This window comes from Methanoculleus sp. SDB (assembly GCA_001412355.1).
GTDB lineage: Archaea > Halobacteriota > Methanomicrobia > Methanomicrobiales > Methanomicrobiaceae > LKUD01.
Genome location: LKUD01000057.1, coordinates 1 through 13,474, shown reverse-complemented (window position 1 = coordinate 13,474; position 13,474 = coordinate 1). Strand labels below are relative to the sequence as shown.

Below are 13,474 nucleotides of genomic sequence, written 5' to 3'. Positions count from 1 at the left end.
CCGATAGCAGTGACCTCTGGCAGGATCAACCAGAATTTTTTTTGAAGAAGTACTCTACAGACACACGGTCTGCAGTCTTCGGCACACAGTATCGGTTTTTTTCAAAGGAATTTGGCGGTTACTAAATAGATTTCCGCATTGCCAAGTGCCAACGTCAGAACCAACGCCCCCACCCGGGCGATTTTGGTTCTCCATCACGAATCAGAGGAATAATGTATGTATCGAGGGTATTTATACCCTGTTGTTTCTTCCTCGTGTGAAGCCGGGAGCCGGACGGTTCACCGCCCGATTCACCTGATCCACCTCTGTCCTCACAGGGGATCTATGTTGGTCCGGACCGGTATTAAACCTTGCCCGGACTGACCCCCGGCCCGGCGGCACGCGGCCACCGGATAGATCGACCCGGACCCCCGGGGCGGCAGGACGCCGCACCCGGAAACACGGGACTGATCGACCTTACTATGTAAGCGGGAGTAGTACATAAAGGTAATGTCGAGGGATCTCCGGTAGTTCAGTGCAGGAAATGTAACCTTCCATGATTTTTGATAATTCTCGTGCGATAACCGTTTTTATGTCACGATTTCAGCATGAATTCTGGGTGCGCGCGCAAATGAATCCCTGGCCTGAGCAGTCGGTTCTCTCAAAAAAACGTGCAATCAATACGCTAAATCGGGGCGATGCTGCCGCAGTTGCATGGTGATCGCGCGGTCACTTCCGCCGGGCGCCCAGCTCGGCAAGAACATCCTCAAGTTCTATATTTCCGGCACGCAGCGCGAGCAGAAGATGAAAGATCAGGTCGGCAGCCTCTGAGACCTTTCTCTCGTACACCTCGTTTTTCATGGCGAGAATAAATTCGGTGCTCTCCTCCCCCACTTTTTCAAGTGCCTTGTCAATTCCTTTTCGGTGATTGAGGATGTCGCAGACATAAGATGCGGGAGGCGGATTATCCACGCGATCCTGAATGATCTCCCATAACGTACGGAGCATGTCCGTGTCGCTCATTGTCCTTCCTCTTTGTGGATGATGTCCCCGATCTCTATGCCGAAGAACCGCCTGCTGAGGATGCGTGCCTTCTCGATGTTTGCACCGCCTTTTCCTATTGCGATGCCAAGATCACTTTTTTTCCGGACAATGACGTTGTATTTCCGTTCATTATCACATACAATCTCTGCAATATCCGCGGGCTTGAGTATGTTTCTGATAAATTCTTCGGGTTCCCCCGCTTCTTCGACCATCTCAATTCTTTTACCGAGAACTTTCTGCATCTTTTTAATATTGTCTCCGTTCTTTCCGATGGCCATCCCCATGTCGCCCTTTTTAATGACATAGATGACCCTGTCGAACTGGTCGTCGATAATACAGTCAAGGCCGATTGATTTTGTGAGAATGCGAAGTTCTTCAATATATCTTCTCTCTTTGAAACCTATTGTTCGAAGCATTGGATAAATCGGATCTATGTTAGTTACTCCTTCATTAAATCAATTGGTACCGGTGATCCTGCGCGAGATTTTGGTTCACGCTCACGGGCAAGGGGGCAGCCCCGCTTTATACACATCTTTATGTGATTGGCTATGCAGTATTAGACTGATGTACGGGAGATATGAGTATGATTATCACTATTCCGACGAGAGAATACATGCCGGCATCGTCAGGAACCGCGGATATCATACGTATACCCGAAAAATTTCCGGAATGGATACCGTTGAAAAGCGTATTCTCTCTGATGAAGGTCGCATCATTGTCAATCCCGTTGAACCGCTCAACCTTCCTTCCGAAATCACTAATTTGCTTGAGATAGAATTCGATTCCCTTCTGATTGAGCCGTTTGGTAAAAAAGAAATATATCTTACATTTCCTATCGAAATCGGTGTTTTTATCGCCGCCAAAAAAAACATCCAGGTTCTCGATATCTTCTCATTCTCCCCACCGAAATATTCTCTCTACGGTCCTTCAAACGGCGGGGATATTACGCGATGGTGGCATAGTGATGTATTTGACAGCATTCCTGACGTGAACAGGGACCTACAGGGTGTCATGCAGCTGACAATTGATAATACGCACCGCGAATGGATCGAAGTGTCCCGGGCCGTCTTTGAGGGATACGGAATGAAAATATATTTTGGCGATATAGTCTCGATGGTGGCCCGGTTGAAGATTATCAACCGCCGTCTGGCAGAAACCGAATTTTACGACACGCCGCTAACCGACGTGCAGAGTAAGGCGCTCGAACTCTATACGGCACGGGAACTGCATGTCGTGAAGCGGACATATGAGATGGACTGGGGCGTGATGTGAGTGGTCTCTCTCGCGGAATTTCTGCAAAACCCGATTGGATCGACAGGAATTACCTTCAATGATCTGGCATGGCTCGCAATCTTTCTGGTTACATCGATTATCGTTGCGAAAATAATCACCGGCCGCCTGCGGAAATCACTTGAGGAAAAATTACCCAAAAATGATCTCGGTATTCTTCTGAAAGTCGTATATTTCGGTATTGTCGGCTTTGGACTGCTAATCGGGCTGCCGAATATCGATCTCTCGGGAGTCCTGCTGGCCGGCGGAATCGCAGGTATTGTCATTGGTTTTGCCAGCCAGAGCGTGGTTTCAAATTTTATATCCGGCCTGTTCCTGATCATTGAGCGCCCCATAAAAATCGGCGATAATATTGATGTCAATGATATCCTCGGCACGGTTGAAGATATCAGAATCCTCTCCACAATTGTGCGGACCTATGATGGTATCTATGTCCGTCTTCCGAATGAGCAGGTCTTTACATCGAACATCACCAATTACGTTGTAAATGCCGGACGCCGGTTTGGTTATGTCGTCGGAATACGGTATGAGGATGATGCCGATAAGGCGGTGCGGATTATAAAAGAGGTAATATGGAACCATCCGTACGCACTCGTCCACCCCTCGCCCAGCGTGTTCGTAGACGAACTGGGAGATAATGGCGTTAATATTATTGTGAAGATCTGGGCTCCTTCACGCCAGTGGTGGGATGTCAAGACAGAACTTCTCTGGAAAATTAAAGTGGCACTTGAAGCCGAAGGTATCGAGATACCGTTCCCGCAGCGGACCGTATGGTTCCCTGACGGTATCCGTGCCGAAATGCTTCAGTCTGATAAGTAAAAACGGCCTGTGCCGCTCATTAACGCGGCAGGCATGAAAAAAGAGCGAAAAGAACCGGGGTACGGACATGGTCCGGCACCCGGAAAAGCCGGTAGTTACCCGATCAGATACGTGATCGATACAGTTGCGGTCACGTCGACGGTGTTGGGTTCAATCGGCGTTGGGACGGAGGCCGCCATGCTTTTTTCGGCACCTGCGAGAGTGTCATATCGCACCGGCGGGTAGTAACTCCCGACATTCACCTCCCTCACGCCGATAATATTCACACCCATTGCGGCCGTCACTGCATTCGCATCGGAGCGTGCCCGCCGCACAGCATCCGTGAGCGCTTCGGCCCGAAGTGTTTCCTGTTTTTCATCGCTCACCGAGAAGGAAATGTAATCCGTACGATCGGCGCCGTTTGCCACTGCGGTGTCAATCACATCGCCGACTTTCGTAATGTCGGTGAGGGTGACGAGGAGAGTGTTGGTAACGAGATAGTACTTTATGGTGGGGCTCAGGATGCTTCCCGTGTCGCTGTCCCTGACCGGGTAGATCGAGTATCCCGTCGTCTTCAGATCAGCGGATGTGATGCCTATCTCTTTGAGAGCGGCAATCACTCCGTTCATTCGCTGGGCATTTGTCTGCTGAGCTGTTTTTACATTGCCATGCTCTGTTTCCACGGAGAGGGATACCATTGCTTCGTCAGGATCCGTAGTTACCGTACCGGTTCCAGAGACGTAAATGACTTTCTCATCGCTCCCGTCCACCGCACCGAATGCGGTTCCGGCAACAGCGGCACACAGCACGAGAATCGCGCTGATAACGAGTACTGCTTCATGTTTCATTGTCATCGCGATCATCTTGTCCCCGCCATGGAAATACTTACCTTTGAGTTCAATTTTTTTCGAACCCATCGTGAAGATCAGATTCGTTCGCGGTGGACGGATGAGCGGGCGGGTCATACCTCAGACGCAACGCCGGCACCCTTCGGTTGAGTACGTGGCCTGTAAAAATATGTAAAATGTGTTGGATGTGTTACCAGTCTTCACGATCTTCGTCGAAGTCGGTACCCGTATCATCCTCATACGCGAGGGTAGCGTCATCTTCACATGTGATCCTGACGCGCTCGCACAAATCGAGATATTTTGTGCAAAAGAGCATATTTCCCCGTAATTCGGATCTCGGACAGACCTCGCATTGTCCGTCTTCACCTATCAGCATTGTTCACAGATCTCCATGGTGTACAAAAAGCGAATGATCGCAGTACCAATAAATTTTATGGGTGGATTGCACTAAAAAATCGAAAATAGTGGAGTTACTGATGCATATGAGTAGTGCGGCGGACAGACCGGCGCGCAATCCCGGAACCATAGCATAAACCATATCATGCTTTCGGGCCTTCCTCTCATACCACCCGGGTCTGAGCCTGTTCCCTGAGGTATGAAAGGAGGTACCACGATCCTCCGGAACCTTTTCCCGTGGCACCGCTTCCTTTCCAGCCTCCGAATGGCTGAGCGCCCGGCCACGCCCCCGTTGTGGCCCCGCCCTCCCTGTTGGCATAACAGACTCCGAACCTGATATGATCAAAGAAGAATTCGATCTCCGCGGAATCTTCCGAAAAAATTCCGGCAGTCAGGCCGTATTCGGTATCGTTTGCCTTTTCGAGTGCTTCGTCAATGCCCGTGAAGGTATCGACAACAACGAGGGGGGCAAATAATTCGTCGCGGAAGAGACGGTGGCCGTGGTTCAGTCCCGTTACAACCGCCGGCATTGCATAATATTCGTTGGCAGGTACCTTTGTCGTATCCACTCTCCCTCCTGTCCTGACACTACCCCCGTCGCGATGTGCTTCAGCCACCGCTGCTGTATAACAATCGATTGCCGTCTTGTTAATCAGCGGTCCGAGGAAGGTCTCCTTGTGCCGGGGATCACCTGCTGTGATTGTACTCATCCGTTCGGTCAATGCCTCCATGAAACGGTCGAAAATGCCCGTTTGTACGTATATTCGTGATGTAGCACTGCATTTCTGGCCACTGAATCCGAAAGCCGCCCGTGTTATCCCTTCGACTGCTTTTTCGATGTTCGCGCTATCCGTTACGATACAGGGATTTTTACTGCCCATTTCGGAAACGACGGGTTTGGAGTACGGCTGCGATATCGCGAACTGCCGTGTGAGCCACATGCCGGCTTCCCGCGAGCCGGTGAATGCTATGCCGTCGATGTCCGGATGGGATGTTACGACTTCACCGAAAACCTCCCCGGGACCGGTAACAACGTTAAATACACCCGTAGGGAGGCCGCTGCTGATAAATGCCTGGTAGAGCTTCAGGCCTGAATACGGTGCGGTGCTGGCAGGTTTGAGCACTACGGTGTTGCCGGTTATGATCGCAGCACCTGCCATTCCCGCCGCAAGTGCGATCGGGAAGTTGAACGGTGATATTACTGCCCATACGCCGTACGGGTGCAGCACGCTTCTACAGTGTTCACCCGGAATTTCCGATATCGTGGGAATTATGAATCCGTTATGCGCTTCGAACTGGTCCGCATAATACCGGAGGAAATCAATCGCTTCGCTCACTTCGGCGATTGCCTCATACCGATTCTTTCCGGCCTCGTAAGTAATGAGTGCTGCAAGGGTGAATTTCTGCCGGTCCAGCGTGTCTGCAGCAGTTCTGAGAATACGAACCCGTTCTTTCCAATCTGTCCTGCCCCAGGTGGCAAACGCCTCTTTTGCCTGTGCAATGGCACGTCGGGCATCCTCCCCGTTTCCTTTCTGGAAATAGCCGATCAGGATTTCCGAATCTATCGGGGAACGGACCTCGAACTCCTCTCTGGTAAACAGACCGGTATCACCGATAAACATCGGGTGATGCTGCCCGAATTTTTTTTCAATTGAGTCAAGCGCCTTTTCATATGCTCCATGAATACTATCATCGGCGAGGAGCGAGACATAGGTGACTTTTTTAGGTGACATAATTCATCGTCCTGAAGGTTCCCGGTATGGAATGATTCCTGCATCGGATGCGTTATGGTGCAGAGGGTCGGCCCGGCGTGGAATGACCTGACCGCATCAAGAATACTATCCATAGAGGGGGCACATTGGGCGTTATCTTTCCCCCGTCAATAAAAACATTTTGTATTCCTGATCTTCAGAGGCTGTCCATCACGCGAGTGAGAATGGTCAGTCCCGTATCTATGTCCTCCTTCTCTATCGTCAATGGCGGACAGAACCTGATGGTGGAGAGGCCGGCAGGCAGCATTGTCAGTCCCTGCCTGAATGCTTCCGTAAGTATGTGCGTCCTGGCTTCCCGTGCCGGTTTTTTGGTCTTTCTGTCATTCACAAGTTCCATCCCGCACATGAGTCCCATTCCCCGGACGTCTCCGACAATCTCGTGTGCCGCTTCAAGCTTCCGGAGTCCTGAAAGGAGGTGGGCACCGGTATCCATAACATGCCGGCCGAATCCGGGCCGGCTCACAATGTCGAGTACTGCGAGCGCTGCCCTGCATGCGAGGTTATTCCCCCCGAACGTACTGGCATGGGATCCGCGCGGCCAGTTCATTACCTCGTCTGATGCTATCGTCATTCCAAGCGGAAGCCCCCCGCCAATGGCTTTTGACAGGCAGACGATATCCGGGGTTATTCCGAACTGCTCGCACGCGAGAAATGTTCCGGTCCGGAAACATCCCGACTGCACCTCGTCTGCAACAAGGAGAATCCCATGCTCGTCGCAGAGATCACGCAGACGCCGCAGGAACGTTTTCGGAGGGACGATATACCCGCCTTCACCCTGCACCGGTTCGATAAATATCGCCGCGACTTCATCGGGCGCAACCTCGGTACTGAATACCTCTTCTTCTATGTAGGTGATGACATCAAAATCGCACGTGTCCCGTTCAAGTCCCATCGGGCGATACGGATTTGGATACGGTACATGTATGACGGGAAGAAACGGCCCGAAGTACTGCCGCTGGATCACATTCGATGATGTCAGGCTGACAGCGCCATAGGTACGGCCGTGAAATCCTCCGTAAAATGCAATGAAATACTTCCGTTTTGTGTGGTGGCGTGCGAGTTTTAAGGCAGCTTCGACACTTTCCGCCCCCGAATTTGAAAAATATACCGTGTCGAGTCCGTCGGGCATCAGTGTGACGACCTTCTCCGCGAGCCGCACGGGCACCTCCGAACAAAAGTCGAGAAAGGCTCCGTGTGATAACAGGGAGGCTTGTTCTCCTATGGCGCGGACAACGTCCGGATGATTCCATCCGACATTCATGACAGCGATACCGGCAGAAAAGTCCAGATACCTGTTCCCGTCCACATCCCAGAGATTCACTCCTTCGGCGCGTTCGAGCACGAGCGGATATTCCCGCACCATGGACTGTGATACGACATGTGCATCCCGGGCGAGCACATCACGTGCTCTGGGACCCGGAGGCACGGTCTTCATAAAGGGCTCCATAGTCTCACATTGCGGACTTCACAATAATAATTTGGGGTGACCAGAGGGTAGCCTTTTTCCGGTCCGCCTCCCCGGAATAATGCCTGCAGGTAAGGTATATTCCGGCAGCAGTACTTTGATCATCCCGTTTCTTCGACAACCCAGCCCAGGTACCCGCCATATCCTCCAACTATCGGAAGCGCAATGATCTCCGGCGTTTCATAGGGATGAATCTCCCGAATCCTTTCGATAAGCGCGTTGAGGCGGCTTTCAACCGTTTTCATTATCATCAGATTTTCGTTCTCGAGACATGGCTCTCCATTCCAGGTATAACGGGATTGTACACCCGTGATATTGACGCACGCAATAAGGTGCTCCTCAAGGAGGATTCTCGCAATTCTATCGGCATCTCCGGGCGGTGCCGTTGATAAAACGACGATGCAGGGAAATCCTTTGTGATCCATGATACATGCCCTCGTTTCTGCTTTCCTTCGGTGAGATTATAATGGTGCCGTCCCTGCATTTTTCATCCCGTGCGGGAGCGTGCCCGGTGGACGGGAACGTCAGATGCACAGTAAATCGGCTTCAATAACAGAGCGGGTATGTCCGATGCCCCTGATGCGCTGTGTCCAGCGGCGGGTCCGGATGCTGCCTGGTGAAAACCGATTAAAAAGGCGTTTAACTTCATCTTCAGTGAAATAATGCGTGTGAATGCCGTCTCCCCTGCGATAGGTATGATCCTCGACTTCCTCGCCTTTTCCTGAGCGCATGTCGTCACGTGCAAAGGCACGAAAAACTAGTCGTCCTCCTGTTTTAAGAACACGCCAGACTTCATTTGCGGCTTCAGATCGCGAAGCGGCGGGAAGGTGGCCGAAGATATGGGACGCTACGACGGCATCGAATACGGCATTTTGGAAGGGCAGGGCGCACCCGTCGCCAATGATCCAGGTGACCCGCGACGCCGTGCCCGGAACGTCCCGGGAAAGAAGGATGGCCTGCCGGGAAAAATCCAGCGCACAGACCTGCCACTCCCGGGAGAGCATACCGGGGATACTCCTGCCGTTTCCGCAGCCGAGTTCAAGCACGCGGGATCCCGGTGCGAGGGGGGGGAGAATATCGGACTGTCCTCCCCAGAGATGACCGCGGGTGGCATATCCTTCCTCCCATCCGGTGAGCAGGGGATTCATGGTTGTACATCGTTTTGCTTTTTCATGAGGATTGCGAATGGGATGGGAGTGCCGCCGAGCGGTATTCCATGCTGAAAAAGTTACGCCCGGGCCTGAAACCGGAAGGGTTGAGGGCATCAGGGTTTGGTGTCCGGTTGTGTGACGGTAGGGTGAGAGCGTCATTGTTTTTCGGGACAATCTCTCGGGAATAATAAATTTTTTATCACCCTGCGGTCGTATTATCCCCGATATGTCTCGCCCGCAGTTTCCGGGAAAGGTTATCCGCCTGCCTGAGCGGCTCCGGGAGGGTATACCCATTACCTGTTGTGTCCATAACCAGGCGGACAGCCGTCCGGAGATCTACTCCATATCCGGCGGACACGATGAGAGGCCTGCCCTTGTGTGCGGTACCTATCGCAATCCCGATGATTTCATCATCATCGATGACAGGAGTTGTCGATCCCACGTGTTTTGGCAGCCGGGAAATCGTACCGGTCAACAGCCGTCGCGCAATGCCTATTGTGGGAATGTCCAGTAAAACGCCCAGGTGCGTAGCAAGTCCGAACCGCCGGGGATGAGCGTACCCATGGCCGTTTGCCATGACGACGTCCGGCATCACCCGAAGAGATCGTACAGCCGAAAGAAGCGCCGGAACTTCTCGGAAAGCAAAAAAACCTGGGATATAGGGATAATTTACCCTGCGGACGATGCACGAGGAGTCGATGAATGAATTTTCAGGGTAGGACATCACCACTGCGGCGGCGCACCCTTTATCCGCGTCATAACTGACGTCCACACCTGCAATCGTATGTACAGTCTCAATCCTGAGGTATTTTTCAGGCCGGCACCGCTCCCGTAATCGCTCCTGAACTCTGATCAACTTCGGAATGCCGCTGGTTATTTCCATAATCTATCCTTGCCGGAATACCTGACCCCATCACAATTTTATTCCTGTTGCGAGGCGATTTTAGTATGCGTCACTAGTGTTAATCTTAAGTGCCTTGCATTTATTTATATCAATATATATTTCTAGTATTATACGGTCCAATAGATGATCTACTTGAAGCACTCAAACGAACTATATGCCAGAACCTGTCAGTCAACCCGTATGACTTATTTATTTCAATCAATCCGCATTTCCTCCTAAATCGCGTTGCCTGGGCCCGATGACAAGATCCGATTCCCGATATCAGACGGTAGATTTTCTTGTCACGAATTGAGAGGTGTCGAATATGTGGAAAAGACTCTTGATAGGAGCATTCGCTCTAGTAATCATTGTCGCGATGGCCGTGCCGTCGATGGCAGTGGACGTCAGTACAGGCGTATCGATTTCCTCGGGCAGTGGAGCAATACCCGTGGTGAAGTGCAAATGGGAGCAGGACCAGTCCGGTAGTCTTGAAGATGGCGACCCTGGTCACTCGATGCCGGGAAGCCAGTTCCTGCCTCCCGGTGAATTTGATGCAGTAGAGATGGTAGACTACTTTGTTGTCGTGCACGATGAGGAAGAGAACGGGAATGTGCTCCTCGTGTCGGTGGACGTGTATCATCCTGAAAACTGTTGGGGTGACGGCTCGTTCAAGTACCAGGTCATGCTGGATCAGCTGGGCAAGGCAGAGGGCATAGCTTATTTCCAGGCAGCAGCAAGCGCAGGGCTCATTGCCTACAACAGTCCGCATGACTATGCCGACGTGCTGTATGAGCTCGATAAGGATACTGCGGCGGTCTGGATGGGTAGCGGCCCGCTGCATTACTGCCAGCCTGCCGGGGATTATCGTGTAATAGCCCTTGCAGTGGATCACAACAACAATCCTTCGGACCCCTTCGAGAACACGTTCGAGTATGTTCCTACCGCACTCCTTGAATTTGATTTCACAGAAGTTGATTATGGCGCTGTGAATATCGGCGTTCACAAATGGATTTCCGGGGACATGGTCTTTGGCACGGCTAACAAGCCGACGGTGAGAAACATCGGAAATGTTGATGCGAAGGTTAAGATCTACCAGGATGACATGGGCTTTGGCAACAGCCAGGGCGTATGGAACGTGAAGTATGACGCCCGGATGGGTAGCGACAATGCGTACACGGTTAATTACGGTCCCTATGAGTGGATCACCCTGCCGAATGCGCTGCCGAGATGCGAACTCGAAGAGCTTGATTTCTCCATTGAAATCATTAAAGGGTTCGGTGCACACGCGGGTATTATAACCCTCGGGCAGGAGCTTTCCTGCAACGCGGGATGAAGGGGTTAAGCCATTCATATGGCCTCCAACAACCCTTTTTCAGGATGTGAATCTTCACGATCCGGGTTTTTTTTCGGTGCGGAAGAAAGGGCCCTGCCGAACCATCGATACAGGTATTCCCGGAAAACGAAGAATTTTATCGGTGCTTTTTTCCGGTATCTCTCCGGAATGGGATGTCCGGCAGGGTGTAGGTACCGTTGGGGATTTCCTGATTCCCTGAATTCGTCAGGATACCGGCGATTTCAACGCTGTGTGATGACTCCCGTTTCCAGATTATATTGTGCACCGAATAATATTTATCCTAGAATAATAATGAAAGGAGGATACTCATGTCATGCCGAAGCATGCGTTTTTGGATAATCGCTGCTATCGTGTTCTCTCTGCTCATCGGGAGTGCCGCTGCCGAGAGTTCTGGCGCGGCAGCAGATCTGAATGAGACATCTGCCGGAACTCCCGAGGAGACGGTAACCCCTGAGGAGACGGTAACCCCTGAGGAGACAGTAACCCCTGAGGAGACAGTAACCCCTGAGGAGACAGGTACTGCTGGTGCGTGTGGCCCGCGTGTCTGGTGTCTGTGGGAGCAGGACACATCAGAAGGGCTGGAGGACGGTGATCCGCTTCACAGTACTGCAGGCACGCAGTTGTCTCCGCCCTGTACATTTCAAGTTGTTGAGGATGTCGAATATTATGTGGTCGCGGTGGATACAGGGGAAACCGATAATCCTTGCGTCGTACTTCATACGTACTTCCCGGATAATGAATGGGGTGACGGGTCCCTCGATTATGAGATTGATCTGGCTAAACTGTCTCGGGACGAAGGGATCGATGTTTTCGATGATGCGGCGGCAGCAGATCTGGTCGTATATGACGCAGTTACCTATTCGGACGTACTGGAAGAACTCCAGACGGGCAGCGCTTCGGTCTGGACCGGTACCGGACCTCTTTCGTATCACGACCCTGCAGGCGAGTACAGGATCGAAGCGATTGCCTCTGACATGAACGAAACCACCTGTATTCTTGAAAACCGGTTCCTGTACATTCCCGTCGCTTGTTGCGAATTTGATTTTACCGCCGTTGATTACCAGCCCGTGGATATAGGGGTCACCAGCTGGATTTCCGGAGATACCATTTTCGGGACAAGCGACAAGCCGACCGTAAGAAACATCGGAAATGTGGACATCAGGATCATGATTATGCAGGACGACATGAGTGTTGATGCTCTGAAGTATGAAACACGGATGGGCAGTGACGAGGCAAATGCAGTCGAGTACCTGCCCTACGATCTCATAACCCTCCCGAATGTCCTTTCGCCCGGTCAGACCACTGAGATGGCGTTCTCAATCCTTGTTACGGAAGGATCGGGAACGCATAACGGGACGATGCATCTCGAAGGCATACAATCACCGTGACCCGGATCACGGGAGGCGTGTGTGCACACGCCTTTCCCTGTTTTTCAAACTCATCAGGAATGGTACGCACCAGTAGTGCCCGGAACCAACACTTCGTCTCAGGTTATTTTCTGAGTACCCTTTTATTATTTCAAGCCTGATATTAATCGTAAAATTCACCGAATAATATTTAAATTCTCGTTATTACATGAAAGGTAGTGGTACTTATGTCAGGAACAACCATGCGTATCGCGATCGCAATCCTTCTTGGCTGCACCCTGCTCATCTGGTGTGTCGGCGCAATCAGTCTTGGAATCGGACCGTCGGAAATTAATATTCCCGATTCTATTCGGGGGGGTGTTTACGAACGCTCTGCACAGGTCTTTTACAACGGAGACACGCCCGCCACCCTCACTCTGAGCACAACCGGTTCGGCAGGCGACTGGATTGAATTCTATCCGCAGGACGGAGAGACCGTCTTCACCGAGATCGAACTTGATCCCGGGGAGACAATGCCTGTTCTTATCAGGATTTCCATCCCCTCCGATGCGTCCAACGGTGATTATTCCGCAACAACCGTCATGGTAACAAAACCATTGAAAAGTGAATCGAAGGATGTCGGTGCCAGCATATCACTTCAGGCAACTCTTTTGATAAAGGTTCACGTTACCGGCACTCAGGTTGTAAGCGGTAATGCGGACATGATCCGTGTGGGAGATACGGAAGTGAATTCTCCGCTTCAGGTCACGGTATTATTCAGAAATACCGGCAACGTTGTGGCCGGACCTGATATCACTCTCGAGATTTTAAAGGACACTGAAGTCATCGATTCGGTCCGGCAGACGGATATAACGGTTCAACCCGAAAAACAGGCTATAATCCCCGTAACCTGGAGCGAAACGAATGTGGAGACGGGGAAGTATACCGCACGGGTAACTGTCACTCTCGAAGGGACAATAATTAAGCAGAGTTCAATTGAGTTTGAAGTGTTCGCACCCGGAACGCTGACGCGCGAAGGAGCGCTTGTCGATTTGATATATGAAGGCATACCGAAGAAGGACGGAGTTGTCAAGATTATCGGCGACTTTAAAAATACCGGAAAAATTGCGACACGCGCAAAACTGATA

The 13,474-nt window shown here is 51.5% G+C and carries 13 protein-coding genes and 1 pseudogene; 5 read left to right on the top strand and 9 right to left on the bottom strand.

Going from position 1 to position 13,474, the window contains the following annotated elements; translation table 11 throughout:
- Window positions 1-708: 708 nt before the first annotated feature.
- Together APR53_03585 and APR53_03580 are read right to left on the bottom strand one after the other, a co-directional pair.
- Window positions 709-1,002: a phosphoribosyl-ATP pyrophosphatase gene (locus APR53_03585; protein ID KQC04208.1), complete on the bottom strand. Its 294-nt coding sequence runs from the start codon at window positions 1,000-1,002 to the stop codon at window positions 709-711.
- On the bottom strand, window positions 999-1,439 hold the full coding sequence (locus APR53_03580; GenBank protein KQC04207.1) for a transcription elongation factor NusA: 441 nt from the start codon (window positions 1,437-1,439) through the stop codon (window positions 999-1,001). Before APR53_03580 ends, APR53_03585 begins: the two co-directional genes overlap by 4 nt.
- Before the next feature lie 148 nt (window positions 1,440-1,587).
- On the opposite strand from APR53_03580, the gene APR53_03575 reads away from it, so the two are divergent.
- Window positions 1,588-2,295, top strand: a complete 708-nt coding sequence (locus APR53_03575; protein KQC04206.1) for a hypothetical protein — start codon at window positions 1,588-1,590, stop codon at window positions 2,293-2,295.
- The gene (locus APR53_03570; GenBank protein ID KQC04205.1) at window positions 2,296-3,132 is read left to right on the top strand and encodes a mechanosensitive ion channel protein MscS; all 837 of its coding nucleotides are present in this window, start codon (window positions 2,296-2,298) and stop codon (window positions 3,130-3,132) included.
- A 95-nt stretch (window positions 3,133-3,227) separates the two neighbouring features.
- On the opposite strand, the gene APR53_03565 is transcribed toward APR53_03570, so the two are convergent.
- The 7 genes from APR53_03565 to APR53_03535 all read right to left on the bottom strand — a co-directional run bounded on the left by APR53_03565 (window position 3,228) and on the right by APR53_03535 (window position 9,626).
- The gene (locus APR53_03565; GenBank protein KQC04209.1) at window positions 3,228-3,959 is read right to left on the bottom strand and encodes a hypothetical protein; all 732 of its coding nucleotides are present in this window, start codon (window positions 3,957-3,959) and stop codon (window positions 3,228-3,230) included.
- A 190-nt stretch (window positions 3,960-4,149) separates the two neighbouring features.
- The gene (locus tag APR53_03560) at window positions 4,150-4,335 is read right to left on the bottom strand and encodes a hypothetical protein (GenBank protein ID KQC04204.1); all 186 of its coding nucleotides are present in this window, start codon (window positions 4,333-4,335) and stop codon (window positions 4,150-4,152) included.
- A 184-nt stretch (window positions 4,336-4,519) separates the two neighbouring features.
- Window positions 4,520-6,088, bottom strand: a complete 1,569-nt coding sequence (locus APR53_03555) for a 1-pyrroline-5-carboxylate dehydrogenase (GenBank protein KQC04203.1) — start codon at window positions 6,086-6,088, stop codon at window positions 4,520-4,522.
- Window positions 6,089-6,263: 175 nt separating this feature from the next.
- Window positions 6,264-7,574, bottom strand: coding sequence for a 4-aminobutyrate aminotransferase (locus APR53_03550; GenBank protein KQC04202.1), 1,311 nt, complete (start codon window positions 7,572-7,574; stop codon window positions 6,264-6,266).
- A gap of 119 nt (window positions 7,575-7,693) precedes the next feature.
- Complete coding sequence (locus APR53_03545; GenBank protein KQC04201.1) at window positions 7,694-8,017, bottom strand: hypothetical protein; 324 nt, start codon at window positions 8,015-8,017, stop codon at window positions 7,694-7,696.
- Between the two features lie 99 nt (window positions 8,018-8,116).
- Window positions 8,117-8,740: a hypothetical protein gene (locus APR53_03540; GenBank protein KQC04200.1), complete on the bottom strand. Its 624-nt coding sequence runs from the start codon at window positions 8,738-8,740 to the stop codon at window positions 8,117-8,119.
- Window positions 8,741-8,942: 202 nt separating this feature from the next.
- A complete protein-coding gene (locus APR53_03535; GenBank protein KQC04199.1) occupies window positions 8,943-9,626 on the bottom strand; it encodes a hypothetical protein in 684 nt (227 codons plus the stop codon).
- 514 nt (window positions 9,627-10,140) lie between these two features.
- Here APR53_03535 and APR53_03530 point away from each other — a divergent pair.
- The 3 genes and pseudogenes from APR53_03530 to APR53_03520 all read left to right on the top strand — a co-directional run bounded on the left by APR53_03530 (window position 10,141) and on the right by APR53_03520 (window position 13,474).
- Window positions 10,141-10,959: a hypothetical protein gene (locus tag APR53_03530; GenBank protein KQC04198.1), complete on the top strand. Its 819-nt coding sequence runs from the start codon at window positions 10,141-10,143 to the stop codon at window positions 10,957-10,959.
- Window positions 10,960-11,303: 344 nt separating this feature from the next.
- Window positions 11,304-12,368, top strand: coding sequence for a hypothetical protein (locus tag APR53_03525; protein KQC04197.1), 1,065 nt, complete (start codon window positions 11,304-11,306; stop codon window positions 12,366-12,368).
- A 221-nt stretch (window positions 12,369-12,589) separates the two neighbouring features.
- Window positions 12,590-13,474, top strand: a pseudogene (locus APR53_03520).